The sequence below is a fragment of the Nioella ostreopsis genome, assembly GCF_004000255.1.
GTDB classification, from domain to species: Bacteria; Pseudomonadota; Alphaproteobacteria; order Rhodobacterales; family Rhodobacteraceae; genus Nioella; species Nioella ostreopsis.
Genome location: NZ_RCIQ01000008.1, coordinates 67,639 through 81,920, shown reverse-complemented (window position 1 = coordinate 81,920; position 14,282 = coordinate 67,639). Strand labels below are relative to the sequence as shown.

The 14,282-nt window shown below is 62.1% G+C and carries 16 protein-coding genes; 3 read left to right on the top strand and 13 right to left on the bottom strand.

What is annotated here, in order from left to right; all coding sequences use genetic code 11:
• Both EP237_RS10360 and phaZ read right to left on the bottom strand, forming a co-directional pair.
• The gene (locus EP237_RS10360; RefSeq protein ID WP_127560829.1) at positions 1 to 558 is read right to left on the bottom strand and encodes a DUF6151 family protein; all 558 of its coding nucleotides are present in this window, start codon (positions 556 to 558) and stop codon (positions 1 to 3) included.
• A gap of 4 nt (positions 559 to 562) precedes the next feature.
• Positions 563 to 1,837, bottom strand: coding sequence for a polyhydroxyalkanoate depolymerase (gene phaZ, locus EP237_RS10355; RefSeq protein WP_127560827.1), 1,275 nt, complete (start codon positions 1,835 to 1,837; stop codon positions 563 to 565).
• Positions 1,838 to 1,997: 160 nt separating this feature from the next.
• Here phaZ and EP237_RS10350 point away from each other — a divergent pair, with 160 nt between their 5' ends.
• The 3 genes from EP237_RS10350 to phaR all read left to right on the top strand — a co-directional run bounded on the left by EP237_RS10350 (position 1,998) and on the right by phaR (position 5,085).
• The gene (locus EP237_RS10350; RefSeq protein WP_127560825.1) at positions 1,998 to 3,776 is read left to right on the top strand and encodes a PHA/PHB synthase family protein; all 1,779 of its coding nucleotides are present in this window, start codon (positions 1,998 to 2,000) and stop codon (positions 3,774 to 3,776) included.
• 136 nt (positions 3,777 to 3,912) lie between these two features.
• Positions 3,913 to 4,356: a Phasin gene (locus tag EP237_RS10345; RefSeq protein ID WP_127560823.1), complete on the top strand. Its 444-nt coding sequence runs from the start codon at positions 3,913 to 3,915 to the stop codon at positions 4,354 to 4,356.
• A 177-nt stretch (positions 4,357 to 4,533) separates the two neighbouring features.
• Positions 4,534 to 5,085 carry a polyhydroxyalkanoate synthesis repressor PhaR gene (gene phaR / locus EP237_RS10340; protein ID WP_127560821.1) on the top strand — a complete coding sequence of 184 codons (552 nt, stop codon included), beginning with the start codon at positions 4,534 to 4,536 and terminating at the stop codon, positions 5,083 to 5,085.
• Between the two features lie 105 nt (positions 5,086 to 5,190).
• Here the strand turns inward: phaR and EP237_RS10335 are convergent, their stop codons facing one another.
• From EP237_RS10335 to EP237_RS10285, 11 genes are all read right to left on the bottom strand, one after another.
• A complete protein-coding gene (locus tag EP237_RS10335; protein ID WP_127560819.1) occupies positions 5,191 to 6,414 on the bottom strand; it encodes a DegT/DnrJ/EryC1/StrS family aminotransferase in 1,224 nt (407 codons plus the stop codon).
• Between the two features lie 109 nt (positions 6,415 to 6,523).
• Complete coding sequence (locus EP237_RS10330) at positions 6,524 to 7,201, bottom strand: type 1 glutamine amidotransferase (RefSeq protein ID WP_127560817.1); 678 nt, start codon at positions 7,199 to 7,201, stop codon at positions 6,524 to 6,526.
• A gap of 4 nt (positions 7,202 to 7,205) precedes the next feature.
• The gene (locus EP237_RS10325; protein ID WP_127560815.1) at positions 7,206 to 8,030 is read right to left on the bottom strand and encodes an ABC transporter permease; all 825 of its coding nucleotides are present in this window, start codon (positions 8,028 to 8,030) and stop codon (positions 7,206 to 7,208) included.
• Complete coding sequence (locus tag EP237_RS10320) at positions 8,027 to 8,908, bottom strand: ABC transporter permease (RefSeq protein WP_127560813.1); 882 nt, start codon at positions 8,906 to 8,908, stop codon at positions 8,027 to 8,029. The genes EP237_RS10325 and EP237_RS10320 overlap by 4 nt, the downstream gene beginning before the upstream one ends.
• Positions 8,909 to 8,965: 57 nt before the next feature.
• Positions 8,966 to 9,700 carry a transporter substrate-binding domain-containing protein gene (locus tag EP237_RS10315; protein ID WP_127560811.1) on the bottom strand — a complete coding sequence of 245 codons (735 nt, stop codon included), beginning with the start codon at positions 9,698 to 9,700 and terminating at the stop codon, positions 8,966 to 8,968.
• 31 nt (positions 9,701 to 9,731) lie between these two features.
• Positions 9,732 to 10,511 (bottom strand): ABC transporter ATP-binding protein, encoded by a 780-nt coding sequence (locus EP237_RS10310; RefSeq protein ID WP_164744684.1) that lies wholly within the window; start codon positions 10,509 to 10,511, stop codon positions 9,732 to 9,734.
• 100 nt (positions 10,512 to 10,611) lie between these two features.
• Positions 10,612 to 11,358 (bottom strand): phosphate/phosphite/phosphonate ABC transporter substrate-binding protein, encoded by a 747-nt coding sequence (locus EP237_RS10305; RefSeq protein WP_240661601.1) that lies wholly within the window; start codon positions 11,356 to 11,358, stop codon positions 10,612 to 10,614.
• A gap of 23 nt (positions 11,359 to 11,381) precedes the next feature.
• The gene (locus EP237_RS10300; RefSeq protein WP_127560807.1) at positions 11,382 to 12,071 is read right to left on the bottom strand and encodes a hypothetical protein; all 690 of its coding nucleotides are present in this window, start codon (positions 12,069 to 12,071) and stop codon (positions 11,382 to 11,384) included.
• 3 nt (positions 12,072 to 12,074) lie between these two features.
• Complete coding sequence (locus EP237_RS10295) at positions 12,075 to 12,515, bottom strand: tellurite resistance TerB family protein (protein ID WP_127560805.1); 441 nt, start codon at positions 12,513 to 12,515, stop codon at positions 12,075 to 12,077.
• Positions 12,516 to 12,560: 45 nt separating this feature from the next.
• Entirely contained in the window at positions 12,561 to 13,466 is a 906-nt protein-coding gene (locus EP237_RS10290) for a PhzF family phenazine biosynthesis protein (RefSeq protein ID WP_127560802.1), read from the bottom strand.
• 123 nt (positions 13,467 to 13,589) lie between these two features.
• Positions 13,590 to 14,165: an outer membrane protein gene (locus EP237_RS10285; RefSeq protein WP_127560800.1), complete on the bottom strand. Its 576-nt coding sequence runs from the start codon at positions 14,163 to 14,165 to the stop codon at positions 13,590 to 13,592.
• Positions 14,166 to 14,282: the final 117 nt, after the last annotated feature.

Sequence of the window (14,282 nt, the reverse complement as noted above, 5' to 3'; positions counted from 1 at the left end):
CTAGTCCGCCCTCGGGGCAAGCACCGGCGCATTGATCGGGCTGCCATCGGCGTTGAAGAACGGGGTCTGTTTGCCCGCGCGTCCCAGCTTTGCAGCAACAGTGCGTTTCACAAAGCGCCAGATGACCCGGCCGCCATTCTGGTGGCGCTGCTTGCCATTGGGGCCCGTGACGAAGCCATGGGCGATGACAGGGCCAAGTGGCGCGGGATCGGACAGGTTGCCCGTCAGAATGCCCGCGAAGGGCAGCGCAGGGGAGCCGAAAGTGTTGATCATCGGCGTATCGCAACATTGCGCCGTCCAGCGAAACAGGCCCTTTGGCGACAGCTGAACCGGGACCAGCCGGTCGGCGCCCGTGGCGATCTCGATCCGGTCCGGGGTGGTTTGCCACAGATCGACACCGCCCGCAGCCGTGTCGCCCAGACCGGAAAGCTGCATCGCGCGGGCGCAGGAATTGCAGTGGCAGACGACATGCGTGCCCTCTTTCGGGCGCACATCGTGCAGGATGCCGGTGACGGTGCCGCAGCGGCAGGCGAAGGGGATATCTGCGCCTGCCGTCATGGGATTATTCGGCAGCCGTGGTGACGGCGCTGACCGGGGTCTTGGGGACATCGCAATTGGCGTCGATGAAGTTCAGCACGAGAGGCCGAATATTGGTGCGCCAGCTTTTCCCGGCGAAGATGCCGTAGTGCCCGGCGTTCGGTTCGAGGTAGTTGGCCTTCTTCGACTCCGGCAGGCCGGTGCAAAGCCGCAGCGCAGCGACACATTGACCGGGGGCCGAGATATCGTCCTTGCCACCCTCGACCGTTTTGACGGCGACGGTGGTGATTTTGCCCAGATCGACTTGTTTGCCCGCCACGGTGAAGCGATTCTGTGCAATCTCCAGCCCTTTGAAGATGCGTTCGACGGTGGACAGGTAGAATTCCGCCGTCATGTCCATCACGGCGAGATATTCGTCGTAGAAGCGGTTGTGCTTGTCATGGTCCGACGCTTCGCCCTTGGCGACGGCGAGGATCTGGTTCGAGAACGCCTTGGCGTGTTTCTCCGCGTTCATCGCCATGAAGGAGCTGAGCTGCTGAAGCCCCGGATAGACCATCCGGCCCGCGCCCATGTATTTGAAGCCGACGCGCTGAACGACATGGCGTTCCAGCGTGCCCATGGTGATGCGGTTGCCGAAATCGGTGACGTCGGTCGCGGCGGCATCGGGGTCGATCGGGCCACCGATCAGCGTCAGGGTGCGGGGCTGTGCGTCGGGATCTTCCTCGGCCAGATAGGCGGTGGCGGCCAGCGCCAGCGGGGCCGGCTGACAGACTGCGATCACATGGGTGTCAGGCCCCATTTCGCGCAGGAAATCAACGAGGTAGAGCGTATAATCCTCGATATCGAACTTGCCTTCCGAGACCGGAATGTCGCGGGCGTTGTGCCAGTCGGTGATATAGACGTCACAATCGGGAAGCAGGCTGACCACGGTCGAGCGGAGCAGGGTAGCATAGTGGCCCGACATCGGCGCAACCAGCAGAACCTTGCGGCCCGTCGGGGCGCGGCCCTGCACCTTGAACCGGATCAGGTCGCCAAAGGCGCGCGGCATCACGCATTCGATGTCGACCAGATGGTCGCGGCCATCGGCACCGGGAATGGAATGGATGTTCCAGTCGGGCTTGGCGATCATCCGTTCAAAGCTGCGTTCCATGACCTCGCCCCAGGCGGCGGTCAGTTTGATCATCGGATTCGGGATCAACCCAAGCTGGGGATAGCCGCACATTGCGCGCGCCGTTGACCCGAGCCACTGGTTGGTCACACGGATCGATTCCATCATGTCGTAAGTAAGAAGATGTTTCATCGCGCTGTGACTCCTGCAAAACTGGACAATGACCGGTCCATCTGGACCCGGATCATTTCGTCGCTTTGCCCCCTCACCCTGGCAAGGCTTATATGCACATGCAGCATTGAGAGGGCAAAATCAAGTCATGGCACAGCACGCAGACGGAGGAGACAGCGACATGGGGGACAATCTTGAACGCCTCAATGCGAATCTCGCGAAGATGGAGGAGCTGTCCAAACGGATGGTGGCCGCCCTCGGACAGAAGGATCTGACAGCCGACGCGGGCATGTCCGGGCCGGGGCAGGAGCTTTACGTAAAGGCAGGTTCCGCACTGTTCAACGAGATGCTGACAAACCCCACCAAGCTGATGGGCCATCAGGTGGCCTATTGGTCGAAGGCGGTGGAGAATTTCATCGAAACGCAGAAGGCGCTTGCTGCCGGGCAGTTTGCAATGCCCGAAGACGACGATGCCCCGAAGGACAAGCGCTTTGCCAACCCGATGTGGCGCACGCATCCCTATTTCCGCTTCGTGCGCAAGCAGTACGAGCTGAATTCGCAAGCGATCGAACAATCCATGGCCGAGCTTGAAGGGCTGGACGAAAAGGAAAAGAGCCGGGTGGAATTCTTTTCCCGCCAGATCATCGACCTGTTCGCGCCCACCAACTACCTCGCCACGAATCCTGACGCGTTGCAAAAGGCCATCGACACGGATGGGCAGAGCCTTGTGGACGGGCTGGAAAACCTGGTGCGCGATATCGAGGCCAACAAGGGCGAGTTGCTGCCGACCCTCTCGGACCCCAATGCCTTCAAGGTGGGCCAGAACATTGGCACCGCAGAAGGCAAGGTCGTGTTCCGCAACCGGATGATGGAGGTGATCCAGTATGCGCCCAAGACCGACACGGTCTATCGCACGCCGTTGGTGATCTTCCCGCCCTGGATCAACAAGTTCTACATCATGGACCTCAAGCCCCAGAACTCGCTGATCCGCTGGATCGTCGAGCAGGGCTATACGCTGTTTGTCGTGAGCTGGGTGAACCCCGATGCCAGCTATGCCGAGGTCGGGCTGGAGGACTATATCGAGGAGGGCTATCTGGAGGCCGTGCGCGTCGCCAAGGAGATCACTGGCGAAAAGCAGGTCAATGCCGTGGGCTACTGCATCGCGGGCACGACCCTGTCGGCGACGCTGGCCTTGCTGCAAAAGCGCGGCGACAAGTCGATCAAATCTGCCACCTTCTTTACTACGCTCACCGATTTCAGCGATCAGGGGGAATTCACCGTTTTCCTGCAGGATGATTTCGTCGACGCCATCGAGCGGCAAGTCACCGAAAAGGGCATCCTCGACAGTTTCTTCATGTCCAAGACGATGAGCTTCCTGCGGTCGAACGATCTGGTCTACGGCCCTGCCGTGCGCAGCTACATGATGGGCGAGGCGCCTCCCGCCTTCGACCTGCTCTACTGGAATGGCGACAGTACCAATCTGCCCGGCCGGATGGTCAAACAGTACCTGCGCCAGCTTTGCCAGGGCAATGAACTGGCCGAGGGAGGCTTCAAGGTTCTGGGCGAAACGGTCAGCATCCGCGACATCAAACTGCCGGTCTGCTCCGTCGGCACCAAGACCGACCATATTGCGCCGTGGAAGAACTGCTATCGCGGCTTTTCCCAGTTCGGCAGCCGCGACAAGACCTTCATCATGTCCGAGTCGGGTCATATCGCCGGGATCATCAACCCGCCCTCCAAGAAGAAATACGGCCATTTCCTGAACCCCAAGGTCAAGGGCACCGCAGATGAGTGGCTGGAAGGTGCGGAATTCCATGAGGGGTCGTGGTGGCCCGTGTGGGAAGAATGGTTGCAGCGCCGGTCTGGGGCACAGGTTTCCGCCCGCGAACCGGGTGAGTCGGGCTATGAAATCCTGGGCGACGCGCCCGGAACCTATGTTCTGGCGACGACAAAGGGCTGATTTCCAAAGGGTTTGTGAAAATATTGCTGCAGTGCAGAAAAAGACTTGATTTGCTGCGCTGCAGCATGCATATTCTTTCGCAGACGCAGAATTCAAACCCTACCGTCCCAGAGCGGGACAAACAGGAGATAGACAGATGGCCAAGACCAACGATTTCACCAAGTACATCAACGAAGCAATGGCTGCTTTCCCGGTTGACATGTCCGCCTATAACGACGCCTTCAAGACCTCCGCAGCAATGGGCGAGAAGTTCTCCAAGGTTGCTCTGGAAGCCGCTGAAAAGTCGACCGAGATTTCGACCCAGTGGACCAAGGACACCCTGGCCAAGCTGGGCGATGTTGCCAAGGTCAAGGACGAGCCGACCGCCTACACCAAGTCGATGACCGATTTCGCATCGGCACAGGCTGAAATGACCGCTGAAACCCTGGCCGCCTTCGCCGAGGTTGCCAAGAAAGTGCAGATGGAAACCGTCGAGCTGATGATGGCTGCCGGCAAGGAAGCTTCGGAAGAAGCAACCGCAGCCGTCAAGAAAGCCACCGCCGAGGTGACCACCGCTGCCAAGAAAGCTGCTGCCGCCTAAGGCGCCAGACAGCCCTGATTTCGCCCGGATTTCCTCCCACTCCGCGCGAATTTCAGAAGGACGGACCCGCACCCCGGGCCCGTCCTTTTCTTTTGTGCGGTCAGGTGATTGCTTTTTGTGCGCAAAGGACTAGGCTCTCCATGCTGCAATGCAGTGTAAGGGATAAGGGAGGTGGCTATGGCTGACACCAATGCACCGTTGCTGATCAAGCGCTATGCCAGCCGCAGGCTCTACAATACCGAGACGTCGGACTATGTGACGCTCGAGGATATCGCAGGCTTCATTCGCGAAGGCCGCGAGGTGAAGATCGTCGATCTGAAATCGGGCGACGACCTGACCAGACAGTATCTGCTGCAGATCATCGCCGAACATGAAAGCCGCGGTGAAAGCGTGCTGCCCATCGGGGTGCTCACCGATCTGGTGCGCAGCTATACGACGCAGGCGCACAGCGTCGTGCCGGAGTTCCTGGCGATGTCGTTCGACATGCTGCGGGACGGGCAGTCGAAGATGGTCGAGAACATGACCGCGCTGAACCCGCTTGCCAGCATGCCGGGGTTTGAAGCGATGCGCGCGCAGCAAGAGGCGTTCATGAAGGCCATGACCGGAGGGATTGCCGGGCAGTGGTCGGGGCCGGCTGCAGAAGGCACCGAAGAGGACAGCGCGTCGGACGAGCTCTCCGAAATCAAGAAACAACTGGCCGAGCTTCAGTCGAAACTGTCCAGGATGTGATCCGCGCCGAAGAAGGATTTTCCCGAAAATCCTTCAGGCGTGAAGGCAGGAAGATTTTTCTGGAAAAATCTTCTTTGCGTAAAAACTCTTCCTGAAGAGTTTTCGTTAGGTCCCGTAGGCGCGGGTCTGGGATTTCACGTCTTCGGCCGCAGCCAGAAGAGCCGAGGCGATGAAATCGAGATCATCCGTCTGAAGTCGCGCTGGCAGGCGCACGTCGCAGGCCCGCATCAGCATCGCGCGGGTCCGCGGCAGATCGGGCTGATCGCCGGGAATGAACTGCCAGTTCCAGAAAGCGCGGGCGTTGTCCGTTGACAGGCCGAAGACCTGCACCTTGACCCCTCTGGCCGCCGCCGCATCTGCAAAGGCGCGGGCCTCGGCATCATCAGCGAAATCGACCAGATTGAACTGGATCGAGTCCGGCGCGCGCTCTTCCGGGGGGAGGGACGGGGGCACCGACAACCAGGGCGAGCCGTTCAGAAGTCCGGCCACATAATCGTGGTTGCGTCGGCCATCGCGCACGCGGCGGGCGACTTCGGGCAGTTGCGAGCGGATGATGGCGGCCGACAGATTCGACAGGCGCAGATTGTAGAGCGGCAGCTGGTTCTGCCAGCGGGCGAAGGCTGCGGCGAGCGCGCCGGTATTGTCGCCCTCGGGCGCCTTGTGCTTGGCCCAGTTATGCTCATAGGCGCCGGACATGATCACCGCGCGCGCCACCAGATCCGCGTCATCGGTCACCAGAATGCCGCCCTCGCCGGAATTGACCAGCTTGTAGGACTGGAAGCTGAAACAGCCCACGCGCCCGATGGTGCCGATCTTGCGCCCATGCCATTTGGTGCCGAGCGAATGGGCCGCGTCTTCGACCACCGGGATGCCGCGCGCGTCACAGAGCGCCATGATCGCATCCATGTCAGAGGTGTGTCCGCGCATATGGCTGATGATCACCGCGCCGATGTCGTCGGTCAGTTTGGTGGCGAAGTCCTCCATATCGACGCGATAGTTCTCGCCTACCTCGACCAGAACCGGCTGGCAGTTGGCATGGACCACGGCGGACGGCACTGCGGCGAAGGTGAAGGCGGGGATCAGCACGCGGGTGCCGGGTTTCAGGCCAAGGCCAAGCAATGACAGAAACAGCGCGGCAGAGCAGGAAGACACCGCCAGCGCGTATTTCATCCCCATCATATCCGCGAATTCGCGTTCCAGCAGGCTGACCGGCGCATCTTCGGGCGCGGTGTAGCGAAAGAGATCGCCTGTCGTGAGCAACCGCTCCACCTCGGCGCGGGCGCTTTCAGGGATCGGCTCGGCGTCATAGACATTGGGGGCGAGCGCCATGATTTCACCTTTTCGAAAATCAGTATTTCGATTTTCTTTACATCGGAATCGTAACAGGTCAAAGACAGAACCCGCCTTACGGGTCGAAATCTTCAGCCTGTGTGAGAGATCATCCCCGGTTGCGCAGGAAATGCGCCGCGATCTGCTGACCGATCCAAGCGCCTTCAGTCGGCAGGTGAAGGGCGGCCTTTGCCGCATCCAATGCGGCGTCCGGGACCTTGCCTGCAAGGGTGTCGGCGAAATACCCGGTCACCTTGGTGTCGAACTCCGGGTGCGGCTGATAGGTCAGGACCGTTTCGCCATAGGCCAGCACGGCGTTCTCGCAAAACGGGGACTGGCCCAACCGCCGAGCTGAGGGGGGCAGGGCGACAACCTGATCCTGATGCCAGGCGTTGAGCGGCACCTCTCGCCCCTCGATCTGGTAGACATGGCGGCCCACGCACCAGCCGCCCGCGTGCTTTTCGACCCGACCGCCGAGCGCCTGCGCGATGATCTGGTGACCGAAACAGATGCCCACAAGCGGCTTGCCGCTGGCATGAATGGCGCGGATCGTGTTTTCCAGCGGCGCAATCCACGGATGGTCTTCATAGGCCCCGGCGGTGGACCCGGTGATCAGCCAGCCCCCGGCCTCGTCCATGTGATCAGGCAGATCCATCGCCTCGACATTCCAGGCCCGGTAGCTGAACCCGTGCCCCTCAAGCAACCGCTCAAAGAGCCCCTGATAGGGGCCAAGCGCAGCTTGTGTGGGGGCGTCGAACTCCTCCGCCTGAAGGATGCCGATCCGCATTGGCCTACCGGATCAGGTTCGGCCGATACCGCACGCGGGCGCGGCGTTCGGCGGGCAGGTGGCGGTTGAGGTGCCGGTTGATCAGGCTGAAGACAGTGATCACGATCAGGGTCAGGATGATGAAGAACATGGCCACGATCGGGTAAGGCACGAAGGGGTTGAAGGTGCGGTCGGCGAAATAGCTGGCGTAGTAGAGCGCATCGCCCTGCTGGCGGAAGGCGGGAAAGCCCGAGAAATAGACCAGCGTCGTGGCGTGGAACAGAAAGATCGCCTCATTCGTGTAGGCGGGCCACGCGAGCCGCAGCATCGTCGGGTAGACGACCCGGCGAAAGCGCTTGAACCCCGACATGCCATAGGCATCGGCGGCATCAAGATCGCCCTTCGGGATCGAGCGGAGCGCGCCATAGAAGATCTCGCCCGCATAGGCGGCGGTGTTCAGGAAAAGCACGATGAGCGCCCCGAGCCATGCTTTCGCGAAGGGGTCGGTCAGCCAGCTGATGTCGAGCGTGCCGATTTCCTCTGGCAGGCGCACCAGCGCGAAATAGGCCAGGAAGAACTGGATGAAGAGCGGTGAGCCACGGAAGACGAAGATGAACCATTCGGCCGGTTTGCGAACCCATTTCGCGTGGCTGTTCTTGGCCACGGCCAGCGTCACGGCAAAGAAGAAGCCGAAGAACAGCGCCAGCACCCCGAAATAGATGTTCCAGATCATGCCGGACCCGATCAGGGTGACCTGCTCGCACAGGCTGATCTCGCCGCGCGGCAGCAGGCGTTCGCCATACCCGAGCGAGCGGAAGGCATAGGCCTGGACGGTTTCCCAGCAACTCATGCCGCGGCCTTTCTTTGGGTGTCGCCACCGGCGGTGGCCTGTCCGTGGCTGAGGCGCCGGGTGATGCGGGCAAGGACGACTTCCGACACGCGGGTGAAGCCGAGGTAGAAGACGAGGAGCGCCAGGAAATACCACAGCCGCCAGTCAGGATGCGGATAGGCATATTGCGAGGTGCGGCTGCCGCCGAGTTCCCGCGCCCAGTAGACGATATCCTCGACCCCGAGAAGGAACAGCAGCGGCGTGGCCTTGATCAGGATCATCCAAAGGTTGGATAGCCCCGGCAGCGCGTAAATCCACATTTGCGGCACCAAGATGCGCCAGAAGGTCTGGCGACGGGTCATGCCATAGGCCTCGGCTGTTTCCAGCTGCGCGCGCGGCACGGCGCGCATGGCACCGAACAGCACATTCGCGGCGAAGGCTCCGAAGACGATCGAGAAGGTGAAGACCGCGATGAAATAGTTATAGACCTCGTGCACCCATTGCGGGGCGGAACTGAGCGGTATCTTCGCCGCCTGGCAAACGACGAAATTCGCACCCTGCCGAATGGGCTCATCCCAGTCGGGGCACTGGATCTGGTGGTTGACCCATTCCAGCGCCTGATCGAGCGCGATGACGAAGAAGAGGAAGAAGGCGATGTCGGGCACGCCGCGCACCATCGAGGTATAAAGCTTGCCCATCCAGCTGATCGGCAGGATATGCGACCGGCTGGCTGCCGCCCCGACGAAACCGAAGGCCAGCGCCACGGGGGCGGTGATGGCCAGCAGCGTCAACACGGTCAGGAAGCTCTGATAAAACAGCATATGAACGCCGTTCGTCAGGTAGCAGGCGAACCATGGAAACGTGTCCAGCGTGGATGGGTCGGCGCAAAACTCGAACATCGGACCTCGCAGGGGTTGGCGCGCGGCGGGACGGACCCGCCGCGCACCGGGGTCGGATTATTCGTAGGTCGGAACGTCGTCGCCGAACCACTCGACGAGCAGCGCGTTCAGCGTGCCGTCTTCCTTCATCGAGGTGATGGCGGCGTTGAACATCTCCAGAAGTTCGCCGTCGGTTTCGCGCAGGCCCATGCCCACACCACCGCCAAGCGGCACCGGATCGCCCACGACCATCAGTTCGTCATCTTCGTCGGTGATGTCGGTGAGGAAGTCGATATCGGCGAACACGGCGTCGGCCTCGCCATTGCGGACGGCGGCGACGGTTTCATCAGGGGTCGCGTATTCCAGCAGGGTAGCACCGGATTCGGCGATATAGCCCGACTGGATGGTGTTGGCCTGCGCCGCGATCACGCCGCCCATCAGGTCCGCGTCTTCCGACAGGGCCACATAGATCGACGGGGTCGGCGGGATGTAGTCCTGGGTAAAGTCGATGACCTCATCGCGCTCATCGGTGATCGACATGCCGGCGATGATGGTGTCGTAGTTGCCCGAGGTCAGGTTGGGGATGATCGAATCCCAGTCATTGGTGACCCATTCGCAGGTCAGACCGGCACGGGCGCACAGCTCGTCGCCCAGAACCCGCTCGAACCCGTCCACTTCGCCATCGTCATTGATGAAGTTATACGGAGGGTAGGCGCCCTCGGTGCCCATGCGGATCGTGCGGCCATGGCTGTCGGCAAAGGCGGCACCAGCCGTCAGCGCCAGAATGGCGGCGGAAAATGCTAGTTTCTTCATTGTTTCACTCCCAGTTGGTTGTTGGTTGTCGTCATTTCGACGTGGTGTGGCTGAGGAATTGTTGCAGGCGTTCCGTTTGCGGATTGCCGAACAGGTCCTCAGGATTGCCTTCTTCCTCGACACGGCCCTGATGCAGGAAGGTGACGTGATCGGACACGTCGCGGGCCAGCCGCATGTCATGTGTCACAAGGATCATGGTCCGGCCTTCTGCCGCAAGGTCCTTGATGACCTTGACCACCTCCTGTTCCAGTTCCGGGTCGAGCGCCGAGGTTGGTTCGTCGAACAGAAGCGCGCGGGGTTTCATGCACAGCGCCCGGGCAATCGCCGCCCGCTGCTGTTGCCCGCCCGACAGCTGCGCGGGCCAGGCATCGCATTTGTCGCCGATACCCACCTTGTCGAGATACATGCGCGCGTCTTTCTCCACCTCGGCCTTGTCGCGGCCAAGCACGGTGAGCGGCGCCTCCATCACGTTTTGCAGGATGGTCATATGCGCCCACAGGTTGAACTGCTGGAACACCATGCTGAGGTTGGTGCGGATTCGGCGGATCTGGTCGCGGTCCGCCGGGTGGCGGCCATGGCCGGAGCCTTTCCAATGCACCTCCTCACCTTCGAAGAGAATGCGGCCCTCCTGACTGTCTTCCAGCAGGTTGGCGCAACGCAGAAGCGTGGACTTGCCCGACCCCGATGACCCGATCAGAGACACCACGTCACCCGCGCGGGCCCGCATGTCGACGCCCCTCAGAACGTGCAGATTTCCGAAACTCTTGTGTAGTCCCGTGATTTCGATGACGGGCGGTGCTTGGTCTGTCACTCTATCGTTCCCTGTGGACCTCAGCGATTTCTGCGCAAAAATGGCGTAAATGCAATGCGCATCTGTCGGGTGACCTAAGGTCCACCCGTGGATTTGCCCGTCATTGCGGCAGATCGTCGGGATTTGGCGGCACCGGCAGCGCCATGTAATCGGCAAGCGGAATGGGGGCGAACCCGGCCAGTCCGAGCGTTTGGCGGTCAGGATCGGGCAGCGCGGCAAGTGCCGTGTTCAGCGCAAGGATCAGCGGTTCCGGGTCGCGGCCCTTGGCGGTGATCAGCGGCAGTGCCGGGGTGGGGGTGGTGCGGTCGCGTTCGACAAGCGCCATGAGGTCGGGTTCATAGCGCAGCAGCAGCCGCCAGGTTTGTGCGTCGATGGCGGCCAGGTCGGCCCGTCCCTCCAGCACCGCGCGGGCAGACTGGGCGTGGCCGCCCGACAGGATCGGCCGTGCGGGGGTGAGGCCCAGATCGGCTGCATATCGGCAGAGCGCCCCCCACCCGGACTGGCTCAGCCCCTCATTGATCGCGATACGGCCCTTCAGAAGCGCTGTCATCGGGGCATCTGAATGCCCTGCCCGGGTGATCAGGACCGAGTTGTAGTAGCCCGGCGCACAACCGGGCAGCGCGAAATCGGGCGTGGTGACAAGTTGCACCTTGTCATGGAGCCGCGCCCTCAGAGGCAGCCCGCAGGTCTGCGACAGCAGCAGGTCGGGCGATTGCCACAGGTCCCAGGGGCTTGCGAAGTCCCGCGTCAGCGCGTCGGGCGCATCAATGCCAAGGTCGCGAAGCGCATCGCGGATCAAAGCCCAGAAGCGGTCCGTCTGGTCCCGCATTTCCGGGCGGTCATACATCGGCAGCGAAGCGTGCATCAAGGTTATCCAAGGGTCTGGGCGCAGGGGCCAAAGGCAAGATCGTCAATCGCGATGCCGCCGGGATCGGTGTTTTCGATTGTCAGCCCGGCGATGGTGGACCGGCTGTCGGCGCTGCGCAAGCCATGGGCCGACATGCCAAGCGGCAGGTGAAACGAGAGCTGGCCCAAAAGGGTTCCCTCGCGGCCATAAGCGGTCAGCAGCACGTTTCCGCCAACTGTCATGTCGGCGCCAAGCGGGTCCGGATAATCGCTGTGCACCCGCATTCCGACCTGACAGATATCCTCGTCGAACAGCACCGCAATGCTGCCCTCGCCCCGTGCCTCAAGGGCGGGAAAGCCTGCGGGGCCAAGGGGATAGACCGCCATCGAGCCGAAGCCGCGATGCGTTGCCACGGATAGCCCCCTGCGTGCAGGGCCGGTGACCAACACCAGCGGCCCGGAGGGCAGCCCCCCGAGCCGATCGAACCCGTTCTCGGCCCACATGCGCTGCCCGGCAAAGCCGGTTCCCATGCGTCCCCCTGCAAAGGCAATCCCGTAATCGACGGAATAGCCGGGTTCCGCGCGGGGCGGCAGGATCTCGAAATCGACGATGGTGAGCGCGTCTCTCAGGACGGTGGGATAATCGGCGGGCTCTATGCCTTGCGCCGGTGCGGGCGTGGCCAGAGCCAGACTGGCCAGCAGCGCCCGCAGCATGGCCTACCCCCGCGCTTCGACCCGTTGGCGGGCCAGCGCGCTGTCGCGGTCATTGACGCCCAGAAGGTTGGTGGTCATGCGCATCAACGCATCCTCCTCGTGGTCGCGCACCCCATCGGCAAGCACCACGGCCCAGAGCGCCTCGATCACCGCTTCGCGGTCCTCGTAGGGCACGGCGTCCTTGATCGCGCGGGTGAAGCGCACGGTATCCGGGGCTTCGTCCTCCAGCCGCTCGGCCTGCGCGCGCAACTTGGCTGCTTCGACCGGGTTCAACCCGTGGCGTTCAGCAAGGATCTTGTCGATGCGGGCCAGTTCCCGTTCATCATAGTGACCGTCGCTCTTGGCAATGCGCACCAGCAGGGCGGCAAGCGCGAGCCGTGCGTCCAGCTCTGGCAAGGGGGCGGGTTCCGGGGCCGTCAGGCGTCTTATGAGATCTCCGAACATGTTTCCCAGATAAGCGGATGTCTCGCGACTGCCAAGTCCAAAGGTTCAATCGAGCGGCGGCATGATGTGGCCGGACATGACCGGAACAGCGCTGCCGGCGACCCGGATGGCGGTGATCTTGCCGCCCGAACACGCGACGTTCAGCCCGATTTCCGAGGGGCGCCCCATCTCCACGCCCTGGATCAGGGTGAAGGCGGTGCTGCCCTCCGGCTCCAGATCGCCCCCCGCCAGAAGCTGCGCCGCGAAAATGGCCGAGGCCGATCCGGTGGCGGGATCTTCCGGGACGCCATGATCGGGGGCGAACATGCGGGTGCGGAACGTGCGGTCGCCCGCGGGGGTATACAGGAACACCGATTCGTTGGTGTTGCGGGCCAGTTCGGCCCAGGCTGTGCCCGTGGGCTTGGCAGCGGCCAGCGCATGGGGACCGGCCAGGGGTACGAACAGGAAATCGGGCCCGGCCTTCCAGACCCGTGGCACATGGCTGCCATAGCCGATCTGCCCCGCCGACAGGCCAAGCGCCTTGCCGATCAGCTCGGGGCTTGTGTCGCCACCAAGCGGGGCGGGCAGCTGCGGCGCGGTGAATTCCGCCCGGATCTGCCCGTCACGGCTGCTGACGGTTACGGGGACCAGTCCGGCCACTTCCTCCAGCGTGATCAGATCGTCCCAATCCGCACCCTCGTTGCGCTGCCTGGCCAGATGGATGGCGCAGCCGATGGTGGGGTGACCGGCAAAGGGGATCTCTGCCGTCGGGAAGAAGATACGCACCTTGGCAGTGTGATCGGGATCGTCGGGGGGCTGCACGAAGATGGTCTCGGACAGGTTGAACTCCCGCGCGATGGTTTGCATCTGCGCCGTGGTCAGCGTCTCTGCCTGTTCGACGATGGCCAACGGGTTGCCGCAATAGGGCTGGTCCGTGAAAACATCGCAGGTGAAAAAGGGCAGGGCGGTCATCTTGCGGGCCTTTCGAGGGGGAACTGCCCGGCCAGTTGGCGCTGAAAGCGGCGCGGGATGCAAGCCAAAGAAAACGGGCGGGGCATTGCTGCACCCGCCCGCCGGTTCGAGGGAAAACCGGGATCAGAAGTGATATGCGATGCCGAGCGAAACGGTATCAGTCTCGAACTCGAACATGGTGGGATAGATGAGTCCACCAGTTTCATACTGCGTATGGGTGTAGTCGATCCTCAGCGAGACAGACTCGGTGAGGAGCGTTTCAAGGCCCAGGCCATAGCTGACGCCTTCAAAGCTATCGGAAAAGCCGACGCCGGTCTGGGTATAGTCGGCCCAGGTGTAGCCAAGGGCGCCATAGATCATGGTGTTGCCGGTTACATATCCGAGACGGGCGCGAAGTTCCGTCGGACCTTCGATGGTAAAATCGACACCCGGTGCAATCTGGTGATCACTGTCCGTGACGTAGGACAATTCTCCACCGATGATGAAATCGCTGTTCAGAGCGTGGTTGTATCCCGCGAACAGGCCGAAGGAATTGCCCGAGCCGAGCGGCATGGGGATCGAAGAATCGAGGCTGCTGATGCCGAGCTCGACACCACCATAGAAGCCCTGGAAATCATATGCGTCCGCATGGGCCGAGGAGGCGGCCAGAGCGGCGGCAAGGGCAATGGCGGAGGCAAGGGGGGTAAAGGTTTTGGTCATGGTAAAAGTCCTTGGTCGTTTATGGCCTATGGCGGTGATGAGAAGCTGCTGAAATAGCTTTCAAGGATAGGTCGTGGGGGCTGCCGGGGCGGTTCAAAGAAAAACCCCGCACACCGG

Coding starts and splice junctions, on each gene's coding strand:
- EP237_RS10360 (WP_127560829.1), bottom strand. CDS start 558: ATGACGGCAGGCGCAGATATCCCCTTCGCCTGCCGCTGCGGCACCGTC.
- phaZ (WP_127560827.1), bottom strand. CDS start 1,837: ATGAAACATCTTCTTACTTACGACATGATGGAATCGATCCGTGTGACC.
- EP237_RS10350 (WP_127560825.1), top strand. CDS start 1,998: ATGGGGGACAATCTTGAACGCCTCAATGCGAATCTCGCGAAGATGGAG.
- EP237_RS10345 (WP_127560823.1), top strand. CDS start 3,913: ATGGCCAAGACCAACGATTTCACCAAGTACATCAACGAAGCAATGGCT.
- phaR (WP_127560821.1), top strand. CDS start 4,534: ATGGCTGACACCAATGCACCGTTGCTGATCAAGCGCTATGCCAGCCGC.
- EP237_RS10335 (WP_127560819.1), bottom strand. CDS start 6,414: ATGGCGCTCGCCCCCAATGTCTATGACGCCGAGCCGATCCCTGAAAGC.
- EP237_RS10330 (WP_127560817.1), bottom strand. CDS start 7,201: ATGCGGATCGGCATCCTTCAGGCGGAGGAGTTCGACGCCCCCACACAA.
- EP237_RS10325 (WP_127560815.1), bottom strand. CDS start 8,030: ATGAGTTGCTGGGAAACCGTCCAGGCCTATGCCTTCCGCTCGCTCGGG.
- EP237_RS10320 (WP_127560813.1), bottom strand. CDS start 8,908: ATGTTCGAGTTTTGCGCCGACCCATCCACGCTGGACACGTTTCCATGG.
- EP237_RS10315 (WP_127560811.1), bottom strand. CDS start 9,700: ATGAAGAAACTAGCATTTTCCGCCGCCATTCTGGCGCTGACGGCTGGT.
- EP237_RS10305 (WP_240661601.1), bottom strand. CDS start 11,358: ATGTATGACCGCCCGGAAATGCGGGACCAGACGGACCGCTTCTGGGCT.
- EP237_RS10300 (WP_127560807.1), bottom strand. CDS start 12,071: ATGCTGCGGGCGCTGCTGGCCAGTCTGGCTCTGGCCACGCCCGCACCG.
- EP237_RS10295 (WP_127560805.1), bottom strand. CDS start 12,515: ATGTTCGGAGATCTCATAAGACGCCTGACGGCCCCGGAACCCGCCCCC.
- EP237_RS10290 (WP_127560802.1), bottom strand. CDS start 13,466: ATGACCGCCCTGCCCTTTTTCACCTGCGATGTTTTCACGGACCAGCCC.
- EP237_RS10285 (WP_127560800.1), bottom strand. CDS start 14,165: ATGACCAAAACCTTTACCCCCCTTGCCTCCGCCATTGCCCTTGCCGCC.